The following is a 25439-nucleotide window of genomic DNA, read 5'->3' as shown; positions in this document are numbered from 1 at the left end:
CTGGCCAAAAATATCCTCGCCCAAGGCAAGAAAGCGCCGCGGCTGAATCAATCAGGTGCCAGCATATATCCGGCGCCGCGGACGGTCTGCAGGTAACGCGGCTGCTTGGGGTCTTGTTCGATCTTGCGGCGCAGACGGGTGATCTGAACGTCCACCGCGCGTTCCTGCGCCTGACCCTTGTCGCGGCCCAGATCTTCGACCAGTTTGGTTCGGCTGATCGGCTCTCCGGGCTGGGCCGAAAAAATCTTCATCAACTGGCTTTCGGTCGCCGTCAGGCGCACCGGGTCTTCACCCTGCCACATCTCGCCACGCTCGATATCGTACCGGACCGGACCAAGATGCAGTATCTTCGCCGTCGCGTCCTGCGCAGGTGTTTCCGGCATCCGCCGCAGGATCGCATTGATCCGCAACAACAGCTCTTTTGGCTCGAACGGTTTGGCTAAGTAGTCATCCGCACCGGCCTCAAGCCCGGCAATGCGATGTTCGGTTTCGCCGCGCGCGGTCAACAGCAGGATAGGAGTGGTATGGGTTTCGCGCAGCGCCTTGGTCAGGCTGACCCCATCCTCGCCGGGCATCATCACGTCCAGCACGATCATGTCGAAATCCAACCCCGAAAGCACCCGCCGTGCATGTGCTGCATCCCTTGCAGCCGTGACCAGAAATCCGTTCCGCATCAGAAACTTCTTCAACAGATCGCGAATGCGCTCGTCATCGTCGACGATCAGCAGATGGGCATCCATTTCGTTCATGAGGTGGTATCCCGCAGTTTCGTATAGGCATGACGCATATCAGCATCCATCATTGCTTCAAGCACTTTACGAAACCCCGACACAGCCTCGGGTCCCGCCTTTTTGTACGCCGCACGCATTCGAACGCGCTGGGCCTCAGACAGTTTGGCCTCTAGCGCCTTGCCCTGTTCTGTCAGAAATAGGTGTCTTTCGCGTTTGTCCACTGATCCGACCCGGCTTTCGACCAGACTGTCGTCGATCAACGTCCGCAAAACCCTGTTCAGAGACTGTTTTGTTACGCCCAGAATGGCCAGAAGGTTGTTGACAGTCGTACCCGGGGCGCGGTTGATGAAGTGGATTGCCCGGTGGTGCGCCCGTCCATAGGCCATTTCGGTCAGTATGCGATCAGGATCTGCGGTAAAGCCGCGATAGGCGAAAAACATCGCCTCGATCCCCTGCCGCAACTGTTCGTCGGTCAAAAACAAAAGGCTCTCGCCACCAAAGGCTGGGGCGGGGCGGGTATCCGACATAGTATGCCTCATTCGTTACTCGTTCCGAGTTTATGTCAGCGTTATTGACATTCCAAGAGTGGACAGGTATCGAATCGCAGTTTTTGCGTAACTTTATGTCCGAAACGGACTTAATCAGCGCAATAATCGGAAATTTTTCCCAGGTCAGGAGGTTTCGCATGGCGGGGTATGATGATCGTGACGGTGTCATCTGGTTGGATGGCAAACTGGTGCCCTGGCGCGAAGCCAATGTGCACATCCTGACCCATGCGATGCACTATGCGTCTTCGGTGTTCGAAGGTGAACGTGCTTATAACGGCAAGATTTTCAAAAGTCGCGAACATTCTGAGCGTTTGATTGCCTCGGCCGAAGCGCTGGACATGCCTATGCCCTATTCGGTGGATGACATCGAGGCCGCCAAGGAAGAAGCGCTGAAAGCCAGCGGTCTGCAGGACGCCTATGTCCGCGCGCTGGTCTGGCGTGGCTCGGGGGAAGACATGGGTGTGGCATCAGCCAAGAACCCGGTCCGGATGGCCGTCGCCGTGTGGCCTTGGGGTGCCTATTATGGTGACGCCAAGATGCAGGGTGCCAAGCTGGATATCGCGGAATGGAAACGCCCCAGCCCGGAAACTATTCCGGTGCACGCCAAGGCGGCGGGTCTGTACATGATCTGCACCATCTCGAAGCATAAGGCCGAGGCCAAGGGCTGCTCGGACGCGCTGTTCATGGATTGGCGCGGTTACGTGGCCGAGGCGACCGGTGCGAATGTGTTCTTCGTAAAAGATGGTGAGGTACATACACCTCTGGCTGATTGCTTCCTGAATGGGATCACCCGTCAGACCGTCATTCAGATGCTGAAAAACAAAGGTATCACCGTCCACGAGCGCCGCATCAAGCCCGAGGAAATGGCGGATTTCGAACAGTGCTGGCTGACCGGCACCGCAGCTGAGGTGACCCCGGTGGGCCAGATCGGCGATTATACGTTTGAGGTCGGAGACCTGACCCGCGAGATCGCCGCCGATTATGAGGCGCTTGTGCGCGCCTGATAACTCTCAGATGCATTGAAAGAAGCCCTCGCGCTTTCGCGGGGGCTTTTTCATTGCCGCACGTTCAAGAATCTTTGCAGATCGTTCACATAGCTGGACGAACGCGCGGCCGCGTCTATCTTAATCCAATGTTGGATCTGCTTAGCGATATTCTCACCCGCCTGTCCTTGAAGGGCACATTCTACTTTCGAACCTCTTTCACGCCGCCCTTTGGTATACAGGTGCCGGCCTATCAAAATGTGGCCAGATTTCACTTTGTACAACGCGGAGAGTTGAAAGTTTTTGTCTCTAACACAGGGCAAACCCTGCGATTGAAGCAAGGCGATCTGATCCTGATCCCGCACGGATCTGCCCACGCGCTGCTGTGCAGTGAGGTCCAGCCAATGGATGCCCTGCCGCTTGAACACGTATTGGAAGAGGCCGGGTACAAAGGCGACGGGGTTCTGATTTATGGCGGCGAAGACAAAAGCCGCGATACGCAATTGATCTGCGGTCATTTCTCTTTCACCGGACCGCCGGGGCGACAGGGAACAGGGCATATGCTGATTGATCGGCTTCCCCCATACATCCTGATCGAAAACTATGGCGAGGAAGCCGGGGCCTGGATCGAAGCCACCCTGCGTATGATCGGGTCCGAGATCAACGGCGCGCGGATCGGTGGTGACCTCATAGCGTTGAAACTGTCCGAGGTCCTGTTTGCGCAGGCCATTCGGGCCCATCTTGAACATCAAAGCCCCAGCGAAACCGCGCTTGCCGGGTTCGCCGATTCCCGCATTTCGCGTGCATTGACTGCGTTTCACCATTCGCCCGCGCAAGAGTGGAGCGTCGAGTCTTTGGCACGTGAGGCCGGAATGTCTCGCACTGCGTTCGCACAGCTATTCGCAGACAAGATGGGGACAACGCCCATGCAGTATCTGACCGATTGGCGCATGCAGATTGCGTGTCACGGATTGACTGAGGCCCGCTGGAACGTGGCCGATGCCGCGGCCGAGGTCGGCTATGCCTCGGAAGCCGCCTTTTCGCGGGTGTTCAAAAAGCAGGTTGGCGTATCGCCAGCCGCCTATCGATCAATGCACTGATCGAATTGAAACTCTGGACGATCTGCAACGTTTCACGAACGATCCAGAATTAAACGTTCGGAGTTTCTTTCCTAGTTTGAGGTCATCCCATATCAGGAAAGGAACTCTCATGTCTCTCCGCTTTGTCACCCGCAATATTCACGCCTATCTGGACTACCCTGTTGCCTTTGCGCTGATGGGGCTGCCCTTTTTGCTTGGACTGGGGCAATCCAACCCGATGGCGTTGTGGCTGTCGGTGATCACCGGCGTCGCGGCGTTTGTCCTGACGGTGTTGACGGATCACCATTTGGGGATCTGGCGCGTTCTTCCCTACAACTTTCACTTGGCGGTCGATCTTCTGGTCGGCGTCGTTTTCCTGGCCGCGCCCAGCCTATTTGGGTTTTCGGGAATGGATGCGATCTTTTACTGGCTGAACGGGGCTGCGGTGGTCGCCGTCATCTCGCTTAGCGCGCCAGAGCAGGGTGTTACGGCCTGAACCTGACTCACCTTGGGTTCACCGCAACAACGTGAATTTCCAAAATCCCAGAGCCGCTTGTCTCATCGACAGGCGGCTCTCTGGTCTGATTATCGCGGCATGCGCCAGAATATGTGGCCCTAAAAAGGGAGATTTCAGAAAATTGGTTCTCTCTAAACGCCTGAAATAAATTCGTTCACCGTCGATCAACTGTGGGGTTATCCAGGAAGTGCTATTTTGATCTTGCAAATTCCGACAAAAATAATCAGATAAAGATCAAGGCCAGATGTGTTAGCATCCAGCACGGGGTTTCGAGGCGGTCTGCGGGCTTAGCGTATAGCCTGGTGAGAGCACGCCACCGCCTCGGAAACGACACGCGCAACAGGAAGTGACGATGGGTGACCCACTTGACGAAATCATGGCACGGCACGAAGCGGCCACCGCTTGCGGATGTTGCTGTGACGACGACTATTGCGCCTATGTCGACAAACCCAAGGCGGCCCAGGGTGACAGGGCTGAACAACCGCTGCCGGACAGCGCCGCGTGTCGACGCGGATCGGTCAGGTTTCTCAACGAAAACCCGCCAGCTTAACAGCCCCTGAGGGGGGCTGTTTAGATTCTGATCCTCAGAAATCCACGCCGCGCTGGGCTTTGATTCCGGCTTGAAACGGATGCTTTTCCTCGGTCATCTCGGTGACCAGATCGGCATAGTCCCGCAACGCCTGCGGTGCGTCCCGACCCGTCAGGAACACGCTGGTCTTGTCAGACCGTTCTTTCAGCCCATCGATCACCTGTTCAACCGACAGGTATTCGTACCGAAGCGCGATGTTGATCTCGTCCAAAACGACTAGATCGTAGTCACCGCTGGACATGAGGGCGCGTGCCTTGTCAAAGGCGGCGTTTGCGGCAGCAATGTCGCGTTCGCGGTCCTGGGTATCCCAGGTGAAACCCTCGCCCATTGTGTGCCAGGTCACCAGATCGCGTTCTTCGAAAAAGCGACGTTCGCCGGTTTTCCACTTGCCTTTGATGAATTGAACAACGCCGACCTTCTGACCCCAACCCAGCGCGCGGATCACGACCCCGAACGCGGCCGAAGACTTTCCTTTACCCTTGCCAGTGTTGATCAGCACCAGCCCGCGGTCCGGATCAACGGCCTCGGACACTTTCTTGCGGTGCTGGGCCTGCACCTTCTGCATCTTTTCCTTGTGGTCTTCTGCGTCGCTCATGGGAAACCCTCATCTTCTGTTGGGCACACCCTAGGGGAAGTTCTGCAAAGGTAAAGGTCAGGCTTTGGGATCGGTGACGGCGCGAGCCTTTCCGCGCTCCAAGCCCAGTTGATGTTCGCGCCAGATCACCACGACGTTACCGACAATCACCAGCGCCGCTCCGGCCAGCATGACCAGCGTTGGCAGTTCACTGAACCAGACATAACCGATGACGATGGCAAACAGCATGGAGGTGTAGTCGTAGGGCGCCAGCATCGAAGCCTGCCCAAAGCGATAGGATGAAGTCACCAGAATCTGGGCAACACCTCCGATCAGACCAGCCAGAATCAAAAAGCCCGCCTGTTCCCATGTGGGCATGACCCACCCCCAAAGGATGGTCAGCCCGGACAGGATGGTCGCCGTCATCGAGAAATAGAAGACAATGGCCGCAGGATGGTCGACCTGCACCAATTGCCGGATGTGGATCTGCACAAAGGCCCGGGCAACCGTTGCGCCCAGAATGCACAATGCGCCGAAGGTGGCCGCTGCTTCCATGTTGTTGCCACCCAGTCTGGGCCAGATCATGATCAGGACACCTAAAAGCCCGATGGACACGGCGGCGATTCTGATCTTTCGGATGCGTTCGCCTAGCATCACCGCGGCAAGGATCAGGGTGAAAATCGGGGTGGCATAGCCAATCGCCGTCGCTTCGGGCAGCGGGATCAAGCCAAGGCCGGTGAAAGTTAGCCCCATCGCGGTGGTCCCCAGCACGCCGCGCCAAAAATGGCCCGAGGGTTTACGGACTTTGAATCCTTGCGCCAACTCTCCGCGCGCCATCAGCCAGATGACAATCACCGGAATGGCAAAAAGGGATCGGAAAAACACCATCTCGCCAGGTGGGAAGTGATCGGACTGCGCTTTGACTATCGCCGCCATGACCGTGAACAGAAACACCGCGCTCGTTTTCAGAGCGACGGCCAGCAAAGGTCGATGCGATGTTAAGGGTTTTGCCATCGGCGCGAACCTGCGCTTTTGGTAGGGAAAGATCAACGTGTTGTTTACAGATTGGACCAATCGGCTGGCAGGGGACTGCCGATCTCTTGGGCGAACTCTTCCAGAAACCGGATCATGCGCGCGATTCTGCGCTGTGCAATTTCTCGACCACCCTCGGTCAACATATCACCAGGCAAGCCCAGCAGTTTGACCTTCCAGTGGTCGATCGAAAAATGCAGGTCGTCCAGTGGACGGTTGGCGGCAAAGGGATCCGCCGGATCATAAAGCGACCGTCCCAACGCGCCGGAAACCGAGAAGTTCCGGGCAACGCCAATCGCCCCCAGCGCATCCAACCTGTCCGCATCGCGCAAGATGCAGGCCTCGGGCGTTTCCGGTGTAATGTTGGCCGAAAAGCTGTGCGCTTCAATCGCGTGTTTGATCGCCTGAATCTGGTCCTCGGAATAGACCAGATTAGCCAGAATAGACTCTGATTCCTCAGCCGATCGGCGCGATGCCAAGTGGCGGTCGGGGTCGTCCTTCGACAGGTTGACCAGGTCATGCAGGTACGCCGCAGCCAGCAGCACGGGCATGTCGGTCTGGTCGTTTGCAATGGCCTGCGCGTTCACCCAGACCCGGTCCAAGTGGGCCAGATCATGCGCGGGATCGGTTTCCATGCGCTGCGCAACAACGGCGCGCAGGCGTGTGCGCAGATCAGCCGATCCGTCCACGGTTCTCTCCGATCTGGCCGCGATGAAGCAGCAGGTGGTCGAGGATCACGCAAGCCATCATCGCCTCACCCACAGGAACGGCGCGGATGCCGACGCAGGGGTCGTGACGGCCTTTGGTGATGATCTCGGTTTCTTCGCCGGATTTGGTGATGGTTTTGCGGGTTGTCAGGATCGACGAAGTTGGCTTGACCGCAAAGCGCACGACGATGTCTTGCCCGGTCGAGATACCGCCCAGGATGCCGCCCGAGTGGTTTGAGCTATATTGAGGGCCATTCTGACCCATGAAGATCTCGTCCGCGTTTGCCTCGCCTGTTAGTTCGGCAGCAGCCATGCCTTCGCCGATCTCAACGCCTTTCACCGCGTTGATGGACATCATCGCAGAGGCCAGATCAGTGTCTAACTTGGCATATACCGGCGCGCCAATCCCGGCAGGGACCCCGCGTGCCACAACCTCAACAATTGCACCGACCGAGTTTCCGGACTTGCGCAGGTCGTCCAGATAGGCCGCCCAATCCTTGGCCGCTTGGGCATCCGGGGTCCAGAACGGGTTCTGTTCGATCTGCGACCAGTCGAAATTGCCTCGGTCAATCTTGTGTGGGCCGATCTGCGTCATGTAGCCGGTAATCTGCACGTTTGGTGCGATCTGCTTGATGGCTTCTCGCGCCAGCCCGCCCGCTGCCACACGCGATGCGGTTTCCCGGGCCGAGCTGCGCCCGCCGCCGCGGTAATCGCGGATGCCGTACTTCTGCCAGTAGGTGATATCGGCGTGCCCGGGACGGAACTTGTCCATGATATCGCCGTAGTCTTTCGAGCGCTGATCGGTGTTCTCGATCATCAGCTGTACGGGCGTGCCCGTTGTTTGGCCTTCAAACACGCCGGAGAGGATTCTCACCTGATCGGGTTCGCGCCGCTGGGTGGTGAATTTGTTCTGACCCGGTTTGCGCTTGTCCAGCCAATGCTGGATCATCGCCTCGTCGATTGTGACACCCGGAGGGCAGCCATCGACGGTCGCACCCAATGCGGGCCCGTGGCTTTCACCCCAGGTGGTGACGCGGAAGAGGTGGCCAAAACTGTTCATCGACATGGGGCATGCTCCTTTGAGCGTCGTGATTAGCTGGCAAGGCCATTGGCCTCAAGCGGATTTGCGGTTGGGGCGTGTTTGCCCCAACCTGTCGTGCTTATGCTGCCGCGGCCAGTTGGGCACGCGTGGCTGCAATTTTCAGCGCGGCTTGAGCGGCTTCGCGGCCTTTCTCTACAAAATGCGCCCGGTATATAGCATTGTGGTGATCGGTTTCCTGATACTGGTGCGGCGTCAGGGAAACAGACAGGACCGGTACCCCTGTATCCATGCCAGCACGCATCAACCCATCGACAACGGCCCGAGCCACAAAATCGTGCCGGTAAATACCGCCATCCACGACAAACGCCGCGCAGGCGACCGCGGCGTAGTGACGGGTCTGGGCCAGATCGCGGGCCAGCAGCGGCATTTCGAACGCGCCGGGGACGTCAAAAACGTCAACCTGATCGGCGGGGATGAGTTCCAGAAACCCTTCTAGGGCTTGATCAACGATATCGGAATGCCAGTTGGCTTTTACAAAAGCATAGCGGGTGTGTGTCATCATGATCTCCTTTCGCAACAGACACGTCACCCAAGGCGATCACGGGCAGGCGCAAGCTAGGGCCGACGCGCTGCACGTTCTCTTTCATCCGGACTGTAACCGTCGGCTCTGGCATCTCACCAGATCTGCTGACACCCCGCACACCGGGGCCGCTCGCGGGCTTACGGATCATCGCCCGCATACCGCCGGTGGGGAATTTCACCCCGCCCTGAGAACGGGCGGACCTTGCCAAGGTGCGGCCGGTTCTGCAAGAGATTTCGCAGGAGGACAGCCATGCACCCCAATCCAGCCTTCCGCGCAGAAGAGACTGCGCGCCACATCGCCTTTGCGCGTGACCGCGCGTTCGGGGTTCTTGCGGTGTCGACGGATGAGGCACCGTTGATTAGCCACGTGCCGTTTCTGCTGTCTGAGGATGGCACGCTGGCCGAGCTGCATCTTGTCAGATCGAACTCGATCGTCCGCATGCTGAAAGACCCTAAACCAGCCAGAATCGCTGTCACCGGGCCAGATGGCTACGTATCTCCGGATTGGTACGGGATCGCCGATCAGGTTCCGACATGGAACTATGTCGCTGTGCATCTGATCGGTCAGTTAGAACAGCGGCCGCACGCGGAGTTGCTGGACCTGTTAAATCGCCAGTCCGCCTTTTATGAGGCACGCTTGCTGCCTAAACCGCCTTGGACGACCGGCAAGATGAGCCAAGACGCGTTGGATAAGATGATGCGCATGATCGTGCCGTTTCGGTTTCGCGTTGACGACATTCAAGGCACCTGGAAGCTAAACCAGAACAAGCCCGATGCAGCCCGCCTGAGCGCGTCAGAACATATCGCAAACGACGGGATCGGGTCCGAGCTTGATGCTCTGCAAAAGTTGATGAGAGGGTGAGGTTGGCGCACCAATTGACGGGTTTTGTTTTGCATTGGGTGATGTAGAGTTCCGGCAATTCAGGGAGATCTCTTATGAAACTCTATTTTAGTCCCACTTCGCCCTATGTCCGTAAGGTTATGGTTTTGTTGCATGAAACAGACCAGTTGCAGGATGTCGAACTGCTGAACGTTGCAACAACGCCAATTTCCCCGGCCGAGCCGCTATTGGCCAAGGCTCCGCTGACAAAAGTGCCCGCATTAGAGCGCCCAGATGGACCGACCCTGTTCGACAGCCGTGTTATCTGTGCGTTTCTGGACGCGCGCGGGCAGGCCGGTCTTTATCAGGACGGTGCCCGGCATTGGGATGTGCTGACGCTTGAGGCGCTGGCGGATGGTATTCTGGATGCGGCGTTGCTGATCACCTATGAGGCTCGGATGCGGCCCGAAGACAAGCAATGGGAGGGCTGGGCCGATGCGCAATGGGACAAGATAGAACGCGCTTGCGCCGCGTTGAACCAGCGGTGGATGGCGCATCTGTCCGGACCGTTGGATATGGGGCAGGTCGCGGTGGCCTGCGCGCTGGGCTACGTCGATTTCCGTCACGATGCGCGCGGGTGGCGCAGGGGAAATGATGCGCTGGCCGCATGGTACGAGAAGTTTGTCGAACGCCCCAGCATGGCCGCAACGCAACCGCCGGCCTGATCGGGGATCAATGCGCTGGTCGCTCTGATGGCAGAACGACCAGCGACAGACATCACTCGTTGAATGTCGCCAGATAGGCCGCGATGTCATCGGCGCCCTTTTTCAGTTTGACGCTCATGTTTGGGCGCGCGGTTTCGTCATCCAGATATTCCTGGATAAATGCGATCGGGTTTTTGGAATACGTGGCGATATTCTCTTGTGTCCAGACCAGCCCTTTCTGACCGGCGCGGATCATGTCGTCGGTGAACATTCCGATGGGCAAACGTTCGCTTCCGTTCAGGTAATCTGACTCGGTTCCTGCGACGCGACCGACGACGCCGTAAAGATTCGGGCCAGTGATGCCGCCTTTGACCAGAACTTGGCCATCTTTGATGATTGCGTGGCAAGAAGAGCAGCGATTGTAGAGTTTTTCGCCTTTCGCCGGATCACCGGCCGCTATCGCCTGAAAGGGCACGGTCAGTGCGAGGATTAGGGTTGGTGCAAAGAGCTTTGACATGAGAGACGTCCTGCAGAGATTGGGATTTCCCGCATTTCGATCATTTGCGTTCAAAGTTCAATCGAAATCAAACGCGGCTAAGCCTTTGTAAAATATCTATTTTTAACTCAGATTTTCTACATCGATATGCCCTGTTGAAAAGGCGCGTCTTGCTACGTCGGGCGTCACCGTAAATTCGAGCTTAAGTCAAAGGTATCGGTACATATAGGTCGTCGCGTGACGGGACTTTCCGTCCGGGTCGAATGCGAAATCGGGGATGACACCTGCCGGTTGAAACCCGACAGACCTGTAAAGGGATTCCGAGACGTCTCCGGTGCGCGTGTCGAGTGTGATGAGTGTCTTCCCGGCTTCTTGTGCAGATTTCAGGGCCTCTTGCATCAGGGCCTTGCCCAAACCGCGACGCCTGGCATCAGGGTGAACGATCATCTTCGAGATTTCTGCCCGGTGGGGCTGATTTGGGGGCATGGCAAGCAACAGCTGGACCGTACCGATCATGCGACGCTGATAATATGCGCCAAACAAGTGCCGCTCGCCTGTTTCGATGGCGGGTTTGACGTCATCCGTCCAGAACCGCGCGGCGCTGTCATGGTCGAGCGGCATCATGAAGCTGATCGCGGCACCATCGGCAACGCTGTCAACAAGCGTGCGGCACAGGTCTGTCAGATTGTGGTCGATATCCGTCGGGGTAAGGCGGAAGACGTTGGGTGTCTGAACGGTCATGACAATGCGATCACGTAAGTGCAGGGACTATGGGTCGTTTCAAATACGGTTTCGCCAAATAAAATATACCGCAGGCAATCCCCTTGTCGAAGGTCATAAGCTTTCCTCTCGACCGTGATTTCGATCTGCCCGGACAAGACATACAGGTGATGCTCTTGCCCCGGAACTGCGGGTGCATCATAGGCGATGCGCTGCCGCGCGGTCAGGGTTCCTTCGATCAATTCAACCGAAAGGTGCCCACTGGGGGGCGAAACGCTGCGACGTTGAAACGCGCGCCCACGATCCGTCCAGAACGGCTGGTCGTGCCGCCGGACAATCGGTTGGAAACTTTGCTCCAACGGGGTAAGTAGCTGAGAGATCGGTACTGCATAAACCGTTGCCAGACGGCCTAGCGTCTCGGCGGTCGGGCTGACTTCGTTTTTCTCGATCCGTGACAGGGTGGCGCGACTTAGACCGGTTCTTCCAGCCAAAGTATCGAGGGTCATGCCGTGCTGCTCTCGCAATCCACGCAAATGCGTGGCCAGTTTGTCAGAGGTGGCTTCCATGGAACTTCTCATATACGGAAATATTCCCGAATATGACGAAAAGTTCAAGATGGGCGGATCGGCATTCTGTAAAACCTTTTGGGGCTGGGTCGGTTCTGCACCGTTCTATCCCGCCGGAGCGAATCGAATCACATTTGGAAAAGCCGGGGAACCGGAGTGTTTTTGCCAAAAAACAGGTCCGTATCTTGAAACTTTCGCCTCTCGTTGTGACATGAATGCCCTGTTGTGGTGCACTGCGCGCCTATGACCGCTGGACGAACCGAATTCTCCCGGATAGATAGCCGCGATGAGACGCCGCTTTGATGCGGTGCTGATGCATGTTTGCTCGGGTCACCCCCGGGCGCCGGAATCGGAGAAAACCTCGTGTCCCACGCAGAAGACCACGAAGGCACCCGCAGAGATTTCCTCTACTACGTCGCAGGCGGCGCAGGTGTCGTCGCGACGGGTGCAGCCGTATGGCCCCTGATCAATCAAATGAACCCATCGGCAGACGTTCAGGCGCTGTCCTCGATCCGCGTGGATGTGAGCGGCGTTGAACCCGGTACGCAGTTGACCGTGAAATGGCTGGGTAAACCTGTGTTTGTCCGCCACCGCACCGGTGCCGAAATTCAAGAAGCGCAGGAACAGGACGCCGAAGGCGTTGATGCACTGCCTGATCCGCTGGCCCGCAACTCCAACCTGAACGCGGACGCTCCGGCAACCGACGCCAACCGCGTGATGCCGTCGCCCGAGGGCGAAGCGCCGGGCGCGTGGATCGTTCAGATGGGCGTATGTACGCACCTTGGCTGTGTGCCGCTGGGCGATGCTGGCGACTTTGGCGGCTGGTTCTGCCCCTGCCACGGATCGCACTACGATCTGGCCGGACGTATCCGCAAAGGTCCCGCACCTGAAAACCTGCCCGTTCCGCCCGCTGAGTGGACCGACGCCAGCACCATCAAACTCGGCTAAGGGAGACCCAAACTTATGTCCGGAATTCCCCACGATCATTACGAGCCGAAGACAAACGGCGAGAAATGGCTGAACAGCCGCTTGCCCATCGTCGGCCTGATTTACGACACCATCATGATCCCAACCCCCAAAAACCTGAACTGGTGGTGGATCTGGGGCATCGTCCTGGCGTTCTGCCTGGCGTTGCAAATCGTCACCGGTATCGTTCTGGTGATGCACTACACACCGCATGTCGATCTGGCCTTCGCCAGCATCGAGCACATCATGCGCAACGTGAATGGCGGCTATATGCTGCGCTACATTCACATGAACGGCGCGTCGCTGTTCTTTGTTGCGGTCTACATCCACATCTTCCGTGGCCTGTTCTACGGCTCATACAAAGCCCCGCGTGAGATCACGTGGATCATCGGTATGCTTATCTATCTGATGATGATGGGTACTGCCTTCATGGGCTATGTTCTGCCTTGGGGTCAGATGTCCTTCTGGGGTGCGACCGTGATCACCGGCCTGTTTGGCGCGATCCCGTTTGTGGGTGACGCGATCCAGACCTGGCTGCTGGGCGGACCCGCGGTGGACAATGCCACGCTGAACCGCTTCTTCTCGCTACACTATCTGCTGCCGTTTGTTATCGCGGCTCTGGTCATTGTGCATATCTGGGCCTTCCACACCACCGGCAACAACAACCCCACGGGTGTTGAAGTTCGCCGCACGTCGAAAGCCGATGCCGAGAAAGACACCCTGCCATTCTGGCCGTACTTCGTGATCAAGGACCTGTTCGCTCTGGCCGTGATCCTGGTCGTGTTCTGGGCCATCGTCGGCTACATGCCGAACTATCTGGGCCACCCGGACAACTACATCGAAGCCAACCCGTTGGTAACGCCAGCACACATCGTTCCCGAATGGTACTTCCTGCCATTCTACGCGATCTTGCGCGCCTTTACCGGTGAAGTCTGGGTTGTACAATTTGCCAGTTTCATCACCGGTGGCATCGTTGACGCTAAGTTCTTTGGTGTGATTGCGATGTTCGGTGCGATCCTGGCAATGGCGCTGGCGCCCTGGCTGGACACGTCGACCGTGCGTTCGGGCAAATACCGCCCGATGTTCAAATGGTGGTTCTACCTGCTGATCATCGACTTCTTTGCCCTGATGTGGCTGGGTGCGATGCCCGCGGAAGAGCCCTATGCGACCTTCTCGCTGATCGCGTCCGCCTACTGGTTCGCCTATTTCTTCGTGATCCTGCCGATCCTGGGTGTCATCGAAAAACCGCTGCCACAGCCAGAGACCATCGAAGAAGACTTCAACGCGCATTATGGCAAGGCTGACGCTGACGCCACGCCGGCCGAGTAAGAAGAGGGACCGGAAACATGTTCAAGAAACTTGCAATCGGTGCCGCGTTTGCTTTGGCCCTTACCCCTGCTGCGTCCTTCGCAGCAGGTGGGGGCGAGCAGCACATCGAAGACTTCCACTTCTCGTTTGAAGGCCCCTTTGGCACCTGGGATCAAAACCAGCTGCAGCGTGGCCTTCAGATCTATACCGAGGTCTGCGCAGCCTGCCACGGCCTGCGCTATGTGCCTCTGCGTGATCTCGAAGCGCTGGGCTATTCGGAAGAAGAAGTTATTGCCTATTCGGCAGAAAACTTCGAAGTGTTCGATCCGGAGCTGGACGATTTCCGTCCGGCAATCCCGACCGACCACTTCCCGGTCAATGACGGTGTTGGCGCACCGGACCTGAGCCTGATGGCCAAGGCCCGCGCCGGGTTCCACGGGCCTTATGGTCTGGGGATCAACCAGTTCTTCAAGGGCATGGGTGGCGCGGAATACATAGCCTCGCTGCTGGACGGCTATACCGGTGAAGAAAAAGAAGAAGCAGGCACCATCCTGTATGAGAACAAGGCCTTCCCCGGAGGCTGGATCTCGATGGCGCCGCCGCTGTCCGAAGATCAGGTTGAATTCGCCGATGGCCACCCGGCCACTGTCGAAGCCCTGTCCGAAGACATCGCTGCCTTCCTGATGTGGACGGCCGAGCCGAAGATGATGGAGCGCAAATACTCAGGCTTCGTCGGCGTTCTGTTCCTGTCGCTGTTGTCGGTGCTTCTGTACCTTGTCAACAAGCGCTTGTGGGCAGGTGTCAAAGGCAAGAAACAAGGCTGAGTTTCACAGCCCCGCAATGTTTGAACCCCCGCGCCACCGGCTGCGGGGGTTTTTTTGTTGCAATCGGGCAGGGGCCTGATGAAGGCCGGATCAGGCTTGTAGCTGCGTGCCGGTGGCGCTTGTGATTGTTGCCTTCACGATTTGCCCTTCGGGCTGTGGTGCCTCAAAAGCGACCTCGGTGAATTGTTCGGTGCGGCCCATATGCGGGTTTTCCATCAGGATGTGATGAGTTTTGCCGATTTGGGCTTGCAGATGCTGTGTGACCTGCGCCTCACCGGCCGCGCGCAGGCGGGCGGCGCGGTCCTTGATGATGTTCCCATTCACCTGCTGCGGAATGCGGGCGGCCGGGGTGCCTTCGCGCTTGGAATAGGGAAAAACGTGCAACCAGGTCAGATCGCAATCTGTCACCAGTTTCAGCGAGTTTTCGAAATGATCATCCGTTTCGGTTGGGAAGCCTGCGATGATATCAGCGCCAAAAGTCATCTCGGGGCGCAGTTTACGGGCTTCTTCAGTAAAGCGGATGGCTTCATCGCGCAGGTGACGTCGTTTCATCCGCTTCAGGATCAGATCGTCGCCGTGCTGCAAGGACAAGTGCAGATGCGGCATCAGGCGAGATTCTGTCGCGATGGCCTGCATCAGATTCTCATCCACTTCGATCGAGTCGATTGAACTGATCCGCAGGCGTGGCAGATCGGGCACCAGTTTCAGAATGCGCATCACCAGATCACCCAGCTTGGGTTGCGCCGGTAGATCGGCGCCCCACGAGGTCAGGTCAACGCCGGTCAGTACGACCTCGTTATAGCCCCGATCCACCAACCGCTTGATCTGATCCACGACAACGCCGGCAGGGACGCTGCGCGAGTTCCCACGGCCATAGGGGATAATGCAGAAAGTGCAGCGATGGTCACAGCCGTTTTGGACCTGAACATAGGCGCGCGAGCGGGTGCCAAAACCGTCGATCAGGTGGCCTGCGGTTTCGGTGACGGACATGATGTCATCGACCTGCACCGTCTCGGTCTGGCCGATAAAGTCTGCCGCCATGCCTTTCCAGGTCTCGGGCTGCATCTTCTCGGTATTGCCAATGACCGCGTCGACCTCATCCATTCGAGCAAAGGTGTCAGGCTCGGTCTGGGCCGCACAGCCTGTCACGATCAGCCGCGCGTCAGGATTTTCCCGCCGTAGCTTACGAATCTCTTGCCGGGCTTTGCGCACCGCTTCTGCCGTGACGGCGCAGGTGTTCACGATCACCGCGTCGGTGAGTCCGGCCTGCGCCGACAGCTCTTTCATCGCCTCGGTCTCATAGGCGTTCAGGCGGCAGCCCAGGGTGGTGAACTTCGGCGCGCTCATGCCAGTGATTCCAAAAATTCCGGTGTCAGTGTGCCCGAGAACACGTGACAAGTGGGCCCGGTCATCCAAACGCCATCGTCGCGCCAGTCGATCCAGATCGTCCCGCCGTCCAGCTCAATTTGTACTTTGCGCCCAGTCAGGCCGCGACGCGCAGCAGCAACGGCCGTGGCGCATGAGGATGAACCCGAAGCCAGGGTGATGCCTACGCCACGCTCCCACACGCGCATGCGGATGTGGTCCGGTGCAATGATCTGCGCAATTTGGACATTGGTACGCTCAGGATAGAGCGGATGGTGCTCGTAACGCGAACCAAACTCGGTCAGAGGGATGGCTTCGGCATCGTCGACAAAAAAGGTGCAATGCGGATTGCCCATCCCGGTGGCCGTCGGCGCTCCCTCGATGGGCAGTTCCAGTGTGTCGACTTCCTCAGACAACGGAACCTCGTTCCAGTTTAGTTGGGGGTGCCCCATATTGACCGAGGTCAGGCCGTCTCCGGCGTCCTTGGCGTAAAGAGTGCCGCGTTCGGTCGTCAGTGTCAGGTCGGATCTATCCGATTCCTCCATCAGGAAACGGGCGATGCAACGGGTGGCATTTCCACACGCAGCCGAGGTGGATCCGTCCGAGTTGTAGAACACCAAATGTGCATCCGCTTCGCCGTTCTCGATGACGGCGAGCTGATCGAACCCGACCCCGAATTGACGGTGCCCGATTCCCTGCGCAAGTGCCGGACTAATCCACGCGGCAGACGCGCGCGCGTCCACAATGACAAAGTCATTGCCCAGCCCGTGCATCTTCATGAAGGGCAAACCAGTGTTCTGTAATCCTTGCATGGCGCGCATATAACCCTGCACCCGAAAGGAATCCACCCTGCGACGCAGATTCCTTAAAAAAGGGGGTTGACCCCCCAGCGCCACCTGCCTAATTAGGCCGCCTATCGGGTCGCCGGAAACACTGATTACTCTGGCGATACGAGGTGCAAATAAGGTCTTGAACCCGGTCGGGAAAATGACTTAAAGAGCGCCACGGATCTACAAGATCCAGCAAAAGAGTGGGCCGTTAGCTCAGTTGGTAGAGCAACTGACTTTTAATCAGTGGGTCGCAGGTTCGAATCCTGCACGGCTCACCACTTTTTTCAAATGAAAGATGACAAGAAGTTTGTCTCTTTTGACATGAGTTTGTCGCTTTTTCAGCGAAGATCAAAAGGTTCTGCGCATCGCGAAACTTGTGTGTGCCGCAGATTTAGGCGATCTCGATAGAATTCAGACAAAGCCGCGTTCCTAGCCGACCACTAGCTAGCTGTTCTATTTTCTATGCAGTTTTTCCGAATCCCAAGTAGACCGCAGGCACTTTGTCAGTGAGCCAAACGCCATTGTCGGCGCAAAAAAACTGAAACCCATCTTCGAACATTCGTAGCGCCTCGACACGTAGAACAACAGGCTTGCCGTGTCGTTGTCCGACGCGCTCAGCTGTGAGTGTGTCCAAAGAAAGATGAACCTGCTTACGAAGCCCGGGGTTAAGTCCGTCGGAAAATATTGCATCCAAATTGGCGCTGGCCGTGCCGTGATACAATTCGTCAGGCGGGCGTTGAGATTTCAAGCCTAGATCCACATCAATTGAATGTCCTTGCGCTGCTCTTATCCGCAGGCCATCCTCAGACAGGGTAAAGCGTTTTTTGTCATTTCTGTCGACAAGCCGAATGAGTTCCTCGCGGCTTAGCTTTCGGTTCGCTTTCTTGAGCTTGCGCAGCAGGTCATCAACTCGAACCCAACCATGCTTATCAAGCCGAAGATCGATCTCTTCAGGTTTATGGCGGAGCACTAGGCTCAAAAACTTGCTTTCTCTGCTCATCGAAGAATGTCTTCAGATACTGGTTTACTAGGCTTACTAGGAAGCCTGGCAAGTAGGAATTGAATTGGTAGTAGAACCCGATGTTCTACTTGATTGACCGCACTTCGACGAAAAATACTTTTTTACATCGATTACAGGCATCAAATAAATTTGATGCCTAAGCGGTTGAGTTTTCATTTGTAGTTGAAAACGACATATTTTTGCAAATGCAGTCTAAGAAGTGTCAGATCACCCCCTGAAGTATTTGTTCAAAACCGACTAAAGTCCCTATCTCCGGCGAGTTGTCTTCTTAGATCTTCAACTATGCCTTGGACATCTTCGCCATCAGCTATGTATTTTGGCTCGTTGAATACTTTTAGGGCGAGTTGGCAGGACAGGTCTGCGTCGTCTAGCAAAGAGTCATCATGGGTATTCTCAGCTAGCAAAGCCAAGACTCTTGCCAAATTGACATGAGCTATCGCCCAGCTCAACGGTTCGTTCTCTTGTGTGACTACGGTAAGTGCAGCGCGGTGAGCCTCTTCGGCAGCAGCAAGGGCGGTCGTGTCATTTTTTTGTTGGCCAAGAGTGGTCAATACCTTACCAAGGTTCACTTGTGTCTCCGCCCAATCTAAAGGTACGCGATCTCGTGTGTTTTCTTTTAATGCGGCTCGATAGGCCTCCACCGCAGCCTCCAGTTTAGGTGTTTCATTCCTCTGCTCACCTAAAGCAGAAAGCGCATCGCCTAAGTTCACCTGTGCCTCTGCCCAGTCTAAAGGCGCGCGATCCCGAGTATACACTGTCAGGGCGTCGCGATAGGCTTCCACTGCAGCTTCTAGGCTAAGAGGTTCACGCTCTCGAAGACCAAGGGCACTATGCAGTCTACCCACGTTCATTTGTGCTTCCGCCCAATCAAGCGGAGTGGTTTCCTTGTCATGATCAAGGAGCGCGTTACGTGAATTCGAAACTGCTTCTTCAAGAGCTCGAGAATCCCCTTGATGAATTATTGTCTCCAAAGTTTCCCGTGGATCCGGCGCAGAATTGAGTTTCTCCGGATTTGATCGGTTCCTTGGAGGAGAGTTCGAAAAGAGCTTCTCAAGATTAGTACTGCGCAAGTCTTCGTAGTAATAAATTCTCTCAATTTGCCGCTTGAGCCTGGCACATAAATCCCAGTTCGGAATCAGCCAATACTTTGGAGAATTTTCATATATATATGACTTTAGGAAATCCGGGGCATCACCTGACAAGAGGCCGTGATAGATGATCGGAACAGAAAACTCGAACAGCGGTTCCACGCCTTTACTAGGGTTCCTAATCGCATGTACCAAAACCATTAGTACAATTGCCCATTGTTGCTCATCCTCAATAACGCGATCAAAGGCTGGTACAATTCTAGACCAATCCTCTGTCGTAACGCATTCATAGATTTCATTGCTCCAACCCAACAAATCAAAAAGCACTACCACTTCGGAAATAGACTTTACGACAGGCAAAAGATGGCCGACTGCTCTAGGGGTTTGATTGCGGATCGCTTCCAACCACACTTCATCGATTTCGATGCTGGCGTCCAAGGACCAGCCGTCTAGAGCTTTTTTGTATACTGCGCTCGCTAAATTCTCGAATTGAGGCTCAGCCAGCCTAATTGCGACCTCCTTAAGTGGTGATTTCAAGAGGTTTGACAGTATTATATGGTATTCATTTGATTCCGGATTTACGATATTTAACGCTTTGACAATAAAGTCTTCCGGAGCATTTACTAATGCGGGGTGATTGAGAAGTTTCGGATTTATTTTTGCGATTTGAAGCCGCCCGTCCCAACAACCTAGGTCTACGTGTTCAAAAATATGCGGCGATCTCGTGTCCTTCGCTAAGTCGTCCAACGCATCTCGTATTGCTTGGTTATTCCTTCGTAGAGGCCTCATGAATGACATAAAATAGCTGGCAGGATCCAACTTCCATAGCTTCGGCAAGTGACTGCGTAATTTGTTCCACAAGGATGGAAATGATCGGCTCTCAGATTGCTCCATAAAGAAATCAAAGAGCAAACGGATTCTGTTGACGTCGTCACTGGCTAGAGCGGCGTTAAGAAGCCAGTTCTTAATAGCACTGCCCGAGTTCGGCGATTTTACTTCGTGGCCAAGAAACTTCAGGGCTCGCAGGTCGCCGTCAGGGCTACTTGAACGATCGAATGCGCGTAGGCGCGCAAGTAGTCGAACGCTCGACCTCTCCGGTGGAAGGCTTGGACCAACGCTATCGAAAAAAAGCATGAGTTGAGAGCTAGGCCGTAGTCCCTTCAACAATATTACCAACCACTCTGGCGTTACCTTTCCACTTTCGGCGGTGTGACGATCTCTCACAAAGGTGATCCAAGAGTCCGAGATCTTTTTTTCTGGCGGCCGTGAAAAAACGGCCGTCTGAAAGTTGAAAGCCATTCTCAGATCGTTCCATTGTTGAGACCAAATGGCGAAAATTACGCTCTCCCGATCACTTCCGATGTCATTACATAGACCAGTCGAATTAGTAGCGTAGATTGCTTCAAGTGCCCTTAAGGCGCCCTCTGTGCTAAAGTTCGAATACCTATCAAAACTTCTGGAAGACGCAGCATCCAATGGCAGTGTAACCGGCAGGGGCTTACGATAAAAATCCAAATTTCGGTTTTCACCTGGTTGTCGAAAAAAGCTCCGGAACGCTGATAGATCGTTGATCTCTGAAATGAGATTTCGTTCAAGTAGCACAACGTGGGACCACACGCATCCCGGGCGAGGCATTTCAGGTGCAGCCCAAGTCATGAGCAATGCATAAGTGTCTGTTTCCACAGGAAACCCACTCATGTAACCCCGTGAGCCAATCAGCTCCGCGCCAGGTACTAGGTCGCTCTTTCGCGCCAAGTGAGCCTCGAGCGATGATCCAAGACTCTTCGAGCCAGCTATCAAGGTGTGCCCTCGATCATAGCCGAACAAGAAATGATGAATCGTTGGGGATGGCGATAAGAGTGGCACTAAACTACTCAGCCCCATTTAGCCAAACAATTGGCCTAGTTAGATCGTGAGTTCGGTCGTTTTGCTCTACACAAATAGTTCGTTCACTGGGCGATGGCTTTGCTAGTAGCTCCTCGCGATCGGTCATTTTGTCTCCACCTTGAGCGGAAATACCAAATACCCGAAACTCTGTGCGATGAGTATTCGAAGCGAGATACTGCCAAAGTAGTGGTCTTTCGCGTCGTAGCCAGACTTCTGGAGTATCGCCGTCGGATTCGACAGTGTCCCAAGCGGAAATCAGCACGCTTACTTTTTGCCTTTCAGTAGCGTAATCAAGCTGCCGCAATATTTGGAGCAACTCAACAAGCTTAACCTGCTCAGGCATTAGTTTAGGGTGCCATGGTATAGTTTCGTGGGGGATTTCCGAGAGTTCCTCGGTGGCGTTGTCTAACTCGTCCTCAAGCAGACCCTCAAGCGATTGCAGCGTTACACCATCGGTCGGGCTCGACGCATTGAGGAACAATAGTGTACCTCCTGGATGTTGTAACCAAGTGGCATGGTCAGCTCCGTGTCTTCTAGTAGACAATTGTTCTTCAAAAATTTCTCCAGCCACATCTGGAAAACTAAGATCAAACGGCGTTTGTCTCGAAACATCACATAACTCAAGAGTGATATATTCGGCTTCTAAAGAGCGTGTCCGACCAATGTCCACACAACTACGCCAATTTTCGGCAATACGGTCTAGGTAGCCAGTATCCCCTTTAACTGACCGTAATTTTAGACACAGCTCAAGATCTTCAGATGACAACATATGCCATAGTGCAGCTAAGTAAGTTGTCTTTCCAGATCCTGGGAGACCGATCACTGAATGGCGAAGCGAGGTGCTCATTGCAAATTCCCCATGTAGTAACTACGGCTCATCAAACGGTCGAGTTCACGTATGGGTGGAGGGGTTATAGGTGCTTCTGCGTTGGTCTCCAAAGGCTTGAGCCAGTGACGTAAAAGCTGGTCTACACCAAACGGAACTTCGAACCCTGTTTGATTGCCAGGTTCACGTCGAACTGAAGTTTGAAATAGATTGATCGCCTCCACTTGACCAGAAAAGCGCTGGCAGCGTTCCTCAAATCTCGCAAGCAAATCTTTTACACGGCTTTCGTCATCTTTGCCCAAGTACCAATCGGCCTTTGTTACAACAAAGGAAATACTTCTAGTCTGACTGATGGTTCCTGTGTCTAAGAGCTTCCGAAACAGATTCCTCGGAATCTCCAACGCGTTGTGACATTCGGCTCTGTCACTGAGCCCCTTTCCATCGATCAAGAAACTTAAATGATGTGAAGAGCTCAATTCTTGTGGAAACCGAGAGGGATCTTGCTCTGAAAAAATTGCGCGATAAGCTTCGCCAGCCCGATCCGAAATTGCAAGGTTGTGAACAAAGGATCTCTCGTCGGTTAAGCAAAGATGTAAATATGACAATGGATCTTCAATGCTAGTTCGCGCTGTATCGGGAGTTGCGCGACCTGAAGTAAAGCGGGACAAATGCAGCCGTTCTTCAAAACCAGCAAGCGTTGAACTGCCTGCAAACGAGAATCCGGCAAACTCGCCTACTAAGAATTGAGCATAGATCTCGCTTGTTAAAGTTGTCTTACCACTATCGATGGGGCCAACTATTGCTACCTGACGTACAGGGTGCGCGAGCAACATCTTTCTGACACCATCGTGCGTCAGGAAATCGCCTTTTGGGAGCTCCAGCCCAATATCTCCCGTCTCAGGCTCGGTCACTTCGTCATGTTCTAAGCTCTCTGGAGCGGTCTTGATTTCTTCAATCTCGACAGTCTGACCTTCCGGCTCTTCGGGATCATTTGCCTCGGCCATCTTCAGTTGTCCTCACTTGCTAACAAGCGAGCGAGAACCTGCTCGCGGTAGATTTGTTCAGCTAGCTCCGCGCAGCTCAATTTTGTTTTTGGAGATAGCCCGGTAGCATTAGAATAAGCCTTCTGCCAAGCTTCAGTTGCAGAATCGCGCTTCGCAGCGAAAATTGCGCCCAAAACGGGTAGAACATCTGGGTATTCTCGAGCGGCTTCACTAATTTGAAGCCCATCCAGGTTCGCTGAAAGCTCGGAAAATGCTGAAGTTACATCGGTTTGATTTTGGGTTTTGGGTGTATTTCCGATTGCTCTTTGAATGAAAGTCGTTACCGGACCAGGCCCACCACGTAAATCACTCAGATTTCCCAAGTCAATTCCAACAAGCACGGCACGGCCCGAAGCCTTGTGATCCGAGAGCGGTTGTTCTAGAGCAGTGGACCACCCACCAAACAACCACCACAACAGGTCAATTTCGTTTTGTTGACTGGTAAGTTTGGCATTGATGGCTTGAAGATTTGTCTGAACAGCCTTTTCAAGTCCAGTTGTCGCTTCATCAATGTTGGATTCCATTGTCGAAAGCAGTTCTTCAAGTTTTTCAGCGCTGTTGCCCTGAGCAAAAAGCGGTTGTAGTTCAGACAGCTTTTCGCTCAGCTCGTCAATTCGGCAGCTGACCGTTTCGACTTTGGTAGACGGTAATTTCCTTGCCGTCTCACTGGCCAATATGCGCCTCCTACCTTCTATCCTTGAAACAAGGTTCGGATCCACTTGACATTCTCTTTGACCAAAAAAAGAAGCAGCTAGCACTGCAAACATGACGAAAACATCTTCAACAGGCGGTGCGCTCCTTTTCTCAATAACCGAAACGGCTAGTAGCTTAATCTCCTGAGCATTCGCTCCTAAAGAAAAAGAGGGGTCGGTCTTTCTCACAAGCTCGACCAGTTCTGCAGTTTGAGTTTCTTCTGATAAACCGAAGGCAATCCTTACAAAGCCCAATGCCTTTTCTCGGGTAAAAGACTTAAGTGCTCCTTCTACTGCCTTTGCTCGACCAGAAAACAGCTGAGGATCGGCTGGGATCTCGGCATTTGCGTAAATATCAGCAAGATTGACTTCGTTTATTGCAGTAGTCACGTACGTTTCTCCTGTACTTCAATTGCCTCAAGTAGCTCTGGAAGGATTTGTTTTGCTTTTGCCAACTTTAGGGCATTGCTGAATCTCACGGCTGCCGGTTTATTGGCATCGTCTTCTATTTCCAATTCCAGGTTTGAAATGATTTCAGATTGTTGTGGGTAATTTAGCGCGAAGAAGCGAAATGTTAGCTCCCTAATTCCAACTTCTTTTTGTGGCTCCGACTGTGGTGGCATTGACAATCCCCCAGCAAATTTATCGTGCGAGCGACCAACCTGAGTTGCAACTGAGGTCTGGTCTGAATCCCTCCTTGCGGAGGGTAGTGCCTGCCTATTGATAGTGATACGCTGCTCGAAGTATGGGACTTGGCCTTTGTCGAATACCGGCACAAACATTGGTGGTCGTTGCTGCCACGTTTTGACGTAAGCCTTGACATCAAGATAAGTGCGCCCTGCTTCTGATACCATGTTTAAATCTATGATATTGTAGCCTGGTTCCCAAGGAGCTTCCCTGGGATCAGGGTGAATTGCAGGTGATCTCAAACGAACGTAGTCGCGCCCAATCTCTGGCCGAACGATATGTTCATGACCAAACAGCTGTATTTCAGCTGCAGCTTCAAGGTTATTTTTGAGTTCCTCGCCGAAACAAAGCCAATTGTACGGATGGTGACACATTACTAGATTTATATGGCCATTCGATGCTTGGATCGAAAAACTTGCATTATCCACATAGAGCGAACCCTCTTCATCGCTCCTACTGGACACAAATGCTGAATTGAGGCCGATTAAGTTTAGTTTCCACCCATCAGCAAGGTCCAAAACTTCCCTTGCAATTGTCTCGTTAGGTGGATCTAGTAAGCAAGAGTACCCAGCCGCAAAATCGTTATAGTTTTGTAAAGCCTTATAAAGCGTATCCGCCGTTGCCGGGTTATTTAGAAGCTCACGAAACGTATCACTTCGCTCAGCAGTAGTATTCTTCTTAATATAATCGTGCAAAACTCTGACCGAAATGTCCTCACTTACGGACTGATCAACGTCATGATTGCCGGGGACTACAAAAACATTTTTGTGGGGAATTTCTAAACTATCGCATAACTTAATAAGCCAATCTTTAGCGAATTCGTACTCCTCCTTCGCGCCCGAAAACGCTATATCTCCCGAAACCAAGATTTGTGCTGGCTGTTCCTCAAGCTCCAGAAACCTATCCACGATATCATCTAAGAGTTTTTCCCTAAGGCCTTTGTTTGGATCTTGTGCCGACGCAGTGTCACGAGTTCTAAAATGTATATCCGAAAGGTGAAGTAGAAGCATTTATCAGTGTCCAGTGCAAAATACCGAGATATCGGCGTCTTTTTCGTAGCTTAGCAAGGGATGACGCGATGTGACAGAGGCATCAAGCCCGAAAATCAGCGTGAGGTTGTAGAGCTGCTCAGGTTTCGCAAACGGCAGATCAAAAGGTCGCACTATGGCTGAGCAGCAGCATGGGAGCTCCGAAGATGACCCTATACCTCAT

28 protein-coding genes, 1 tRNA gene, 1 pseudogene and 1 riboswitch are annotated in these 25439 nt (G+C 54.4%); of the genes and pseudogenes, 11 read left to right on the top strand and 19 right to left on the bottom strand.

Translation table 11 applies throughout. The features are described from left to right. Positions 1 to 47 precede the first annotated feature (47 nt). Entirely contained in the window at positions 48 to 749 is a 702-nt protein-coding gene (locus AC2FI9_RS03870) for a response regulator (RefSeq protein ID WP_496765780.1), read from the bottom strand. Continuing rightward, positions 746 to 1258 (bottom strand): MarR family winged helix-turn-helix transcriptional regulator, encoded by a 513-nt coding sequence (locus AC2FI9_RS03865; RefSeq protein ID WP_496766093.1) that lies wholly within the window; start codon positions 1256 to 1258, stop codon positions 746 to 748. The genes AC2FI9_RS03870 and AC2FI9_RS03865 overlap by 4 nt, the downstream gene beginning before the upstream one ends. 158 nt (positions 1259 to 1416) lie before the next feature. On the opposite strand from AC2FI9_RS03865, the gene AC2FI9_RS03860 reads away from it, so the two are divergent. From AC2FI9_RS03860 to AC2FI9_RS03845, 4 genes are all read left to right on the top strand, one after another. Then, positions 1417 to 2283, top strand: coding sequence for a branched-chain amino acid aminotransferase (locus tag AC2FI9_RS03860; RefSeq protein ID WP_496765778.1), 867 nt, complete (start codon positions 1417 to 1419; stop codon positions 2281 to 2283). Between the two features lie 128 nt (positions 2284 to 2411). Beyond that, positions 2412 to 3362 carry an AraC family transcriptional regulator gene (locus AC2FI9_RS03855; RefSeq protein WP_496765775.1) on the top strand — a complete coding sequence of 317 codons (951 nt, stop codon included), beginning with the start codon at positions 2412 to 2414 and terminating at the stop codon, positions 3360 to 3362. A 109-nt stretch (positions 3363 to 3471) separates the two neighbouring features. Next, positions 3472 to 3837: an SPW repeat domain-containing protein gene (locus AC2FI9_RS03850; RefSeq protein ID WP_496735153.1), complete on the top strand. Its 366-nt coding sequence runs from the start codon at positions 3472 to 3474 to the stop codon at positions 3835 to 3837. A 373-nt stretch (positions 3838 to 4210) separates the two neighbouring features. Continuing rightward, positions 4211 to 4408 (top strand): hypothetical protein, encoded by a 198-nt coding sequence (locus tag AC2FI9_RS03845; RefSeq protein ID WP_145975814.1) that lies wholly within the window; start codon positions 4211 to 4213, stop codon positions 4406 to 4408. A 34-nt stretch (positions 4409 to 4442) separates the two neighbouring features. Here AC2FI9_RS03845 and cobO read toward each other — a convergent pair whose 3' ends face one another. The 5 genes from cobO to AC2FI9_RS03820 all read right to left on the bottom strand — a co-directional run bounded on the left by cobO (position 4443) and on the right by AC2FI9_RS03820 (position 8361). Further along, the gene (gene cobO / locus AC2FI9_RS03840) at positions 4443 to 5042 is read right to left on the bottom strand and encodes a cob(I)yrinic acid a,c-diamide adenosyltransferase (protein WP_496735152.1); all 600 of its coding nucleotides are present in this window, start codon (positions 5040 to 5042) and stop codon (positions 4443 to 4445) included. Between the two features lie 57 nt (positions 5043 to 5099). Beyond that, the gene (locus AC2FI9_RS03835; RefSeq protein WP_496735150.1) at positions 5100 to 6035 is read right to left on the bottom strand and encodes a DMT family transporter; all 936 of its coding nucleotides are present in this window, start codon (positions 6033 to 6035) and stop codon (positions 5100 to 5102) included. A 44-nt stretch (positions 6036 to 6079) separates the two neighbouring features. Beyond that, positions 6080 to 6742 carry an HD domain-containing protein gene (locus AC2FI9_RS03830; protein ID WP_496726173.1) on the bottom strand — a complete coding sequence of 221 codons (663 nt, stop codon included), beginning with the start codon at positions 6740 to 6742 and terminating at the stop codon, positions 6080 to 6082. Then, the gene (gene aroC / locus AC2FI9_RS03825) at positions 6726 to 7826 is read right to left on the bottom strand and encodes a chorismate synthase (protein ID WP_496765773.1); all 1101 of its coding nucleotides are present in this window, start codon (positions 7824 to 7826) and stop codon (positions 6726 to 6728) included. Before aroC ends, AC2FI9_RS03830 begins: the two co-directional genes overlap by 17 nt. Positions 7827 to 7920: 94 nt before the next feature. After that, complete coding sequence (locus AC2FI9_RS03820; protein WP_496765771.1) at positions 7921 to 8361, bottom strand: 6,7-dimethyl-8-ribityllumazine synthase; 441 nt, start codon at positions 8359 to 8361, stop codon at positions 7921 to 7923. Between the two features lie 72 nt (positions 8362 to 8433). Then, a riboswitch (FMN riboswitch) is annotated at positions 8434 to 8581 on the bottom strand. A 53-nt stretch (positions 8582 to 8634) separates the two neighbouring features. Between AC2FI9_RS03820 and AC2FI9_RS03815 the strand changes: the two genes are divergently transcribed. Together AC2FI9_RS03815 and AC2FI9_RS03810 are read left to right on the top strand one after the other, a co-directional pair. Further along, complete coding sequence (locus AC2FI9_RS03815; RefSeq protein WP_496765768.1) at positions 8635 to 9246, top strand: FMN-binding negative transcriptional regulator; 612 nt, start codon at positions 8635 to 8637, stop codon at positions 9244 to 9246. 74 nt (positions 9247 to 9320) lie between these two features. Further along, complete coding sequence (locus AC2FI9_RS03810; protein ID WP_496765766.1) at positions 9321 to 9929, top strand: glutathione S-transferase; 609 nt, start codon at positions 9321 to 9323, stop codon at positions 9927 to 9929. Between the two features lie 52 nt (positions 9930 to 9981). On the opposite strand, the gene AC2FI9_RS03805 is transcribed toward AC2FI9_RS03810, so the two are convergent. The 3 genes from AC2FI9_RS03805 to AC2FI9_RS03795 form a co-directional block, all read right to left on the bottom strand. Next, entirely contained in the window at positions 9982 to 10425 is a 444-nt protein-coding gene (locus AC2FI9_RS03805) for a c-type cytochrome (RefSeq protein WP_496765761.1), read from the bottom strand. 186 nt (positions 10426 to 10611) lie between these two features. Continuing rightward, complete coding sequence (locus AC2FI9_RS03800) at positions 10612 to 11145, bottom strand: GNAT family N-acetyltransferase (RefSeq protein ID WP_496765758.1); 534 nt, start codon at positions 11143 to 11145, stop codon at positions 10612 to 10614. Continuing rightward, positions 11142 to 11690, bottom strand: a complete 549-nt coding sequence (locus AC2FI9_RS03795) for a helix-turn-helix domain-containing protein (protein ID WP_109313713.1) — start codon at positions 11688 to 11690, stop codon at positions 11142 to 11144. The genes AC2FI9_RS03800 and AC2FI9_RS03795 overlap by 4 nt, the downstream gene beginning before the upstream one ends. Between AC2FI9_RS03795 and AC2FI9_RS03790 the strand changes: the two genes are divergently transcribed. From AC2FI9_RS03790 to AC2FI9_RS03775, 4 genes are all read left to right on the top strand, one after another. Beyond that, positions 11689 to 11937 (top strand): hypothetical protein, encoded by a 249-nt coding sequence (locus tag AC2FI9_RS03790; protein WP_496765754.1) that lies wholly within the window; start codon positions 11689 to 11691, stop codon positions 11935 to 11937. The genes AC2FI9_RS03795 and AC2FI9_RS03790 overlap by 2 nt on opposite strands. A gap of 116 nt (positions 11938 to 12053) precedes the next feature. Further along, a complete protein-coding gene (gene petA, locus AC2FI9_RS03785) occupies positions 12054 to 12638 on the top strand; it encodes a ubiquinol-cytochrome c reductase iron-sulfur subunit (RefSeq protein WP_058272711.1) in 585 nt (194 codons plus the stop codon). A 15-nt stretch (positions 12639 to 12653) separates the two neighbouring features. Beyond that, complete coding sequence (gene petB / locus AC2FI9_RS03780) at positions 12654 to 13985, top strand: cytochrome b (protein WP_108860628.1); 1332 nt, start codon at positions 12654 to 12656, stop codon at positions 13983 to 13985. A gap of 17 nt (positions 13986 to 14002) precedes the next feature. Continuing rightward, positions 14003 to 14788 (top strand): cytochrome c1, encoded by a 786-nt coding sequence (locus AC2FI9_RS03775; RefSeq protein WP_496765750.1) that lies wholly within the window; start codon positions 14003 to 14005, stop codon positions 14786 to 14788. 90 nt (positions 14789 to 14878) lie between these two features. On the opposite strand, the gene mtaB is transcribed toward AC2FI9_RS03775, so the two are convergent. Together mtaB and dapF are read right to left on the bottom strand one after the other, a co-directional pair. Continuing rightward, on the bottom strand, positions 14879 to 16135 hold the full coding sequence (gene mtaB / locus AC2FI9_RS03770; protein WP_496765746.1) for a tRNA (N(6)-L-threonylcarbamoyladenosine(37)-C(2))-methylthiotransferase MtaB: 1257 nt from the start codon (positions 16133 to 16135) through the stop codon (positions 14879 to 14881). Continuing rightward, positions 16132 to 16974 carry a diaminopimelate epimerase gene (gene dapF, locus AC2FI9_RS03765; RefSeq protein WP_496765744.1) on the bottom strand — a complete coding sequence of 281 codons (843 nt, stop codon included), beginning with the start codon at positions 16972 to 16974 and terminating at the stop codon, positions 16132 to 16134. The genes mtaB and dapF overlap by 4 nt, the downstream gene beginning before the upstream one ends. Positions 16975 to 17185: 211 nt before the next feature. On the opposite strand from dapF, the gene AC2FI9_RS03760 reads away from it, so the two are divergent. Continuing rightward, positions 17186 to 17261 (top strand) — tRNA-Lys (locus AC2FI9_RS03760). 182 nt (positions 17262 to 17443) lie between these two features. Here the strand turns inward: AC2FI9_RS03760 and AC2FI9_RS03755 are convergent. The 7 genes and pseudogenes from AC2FI9_RS03755 to AC2FI9_RS03725 form a co-directional block, all read right to left on the bottom strand. Beyond that, positions 17444 to 17983, bottom strand: coding sequence for an RNA 2'-phosphotransferase (locus tag AC2FI9_RS03755; RefSeq protein ID WP_496765740.1), 540 nt, complete (start codon positions 17981 to 17983; stop codon positions 17444 to 17446). Between the two features lie 248 nt (positions 17984 to 18231). Continuing rightward, positions 18232 to 19839: a hypothetical protein gene (locus AC2FI9_RS03750; protein WP_496766106.1), complete on the bottom strand. Its 1608-nt coding sequence runs from the start codon at positions 19837 to 19839 to the stop codon at positions 18232 to 18234. A gap of 807 nt (positions 19840 to 20646) precedes the next feature. Then, positions 20647 to 20976, bottom strand: a pseudogene (locus AC2FI9_RS03745) (GAP1-N1 domain-containing protein); the annotation flags it as partial. Continuing rightward, on the bottom strand, positions 20963 to 21826 hold the full coding sequence (locus tag AC2FI9_RS03740) for a TRAFAC clade GTPase domain-containing protein (protein ID WP_496765738.1): 864 nt from the start codon (positions 21824 to 21826) through the stop codon (positions 20963 to 20965). The pseudogene AC2FI9_RS03745 and the gene AC2FI9_RS03740, both read right to left, overlap by 14 nt. After that, the gene (locus AC2FI9_RS03735) at positions 21823 to 22809 is read right to left on the bottom strand and encodes a TRAFAC clade GTPase domain-containing protein (RefSeq protein WP_496765735.1); all 987 of its coding nucleotides are present in this window, start codon (positions 22807 to 22809) and stop codon (positions 21823 to 21825) included. The genes AC2FI9_RS03740 and AC2FI9_RS03735 overlap by 4 nt, the downstream gene beginning before the upstream one ends. A gap of 2 nt (positions 22810 to 22811) precedes the next feature. After that, entirely contained in the window at positions 22812 to 23930 is a 1119-nt protein-coding gene (locus tag AC2FI9_RS03730; RefSeq protein ID WP_496765732.1) for a GTPase-associated system all-helical protein GASH, read from the bottom strand. Next, positions 23927 to 25237, bottom strand: a complete 1311-nt coding sequence (locus AC2FI9_RS03725; protein WP_496765729.1) for a metallophosphoesterase — start codon at positions 25235 to 25237, stop codon at positions 23927 to 23929. The genes AC2FI9_RS03730 and AC2FI9_RS03725 overlap by 4 nt, the downstream gene beginning before the upstream one ends. Between the last annotated feature and the right edge of the window lie 202 nt (positions 25238 to 25439).

The organism is Ruegeria sp. CDSA246 (genome assembly GCF_059611225.1).
The sequence above is the reverse complement of the archived record's forward strand: the minus strand, read 5'-3'. Positions and strand labels throughout refer to the sequence as shown.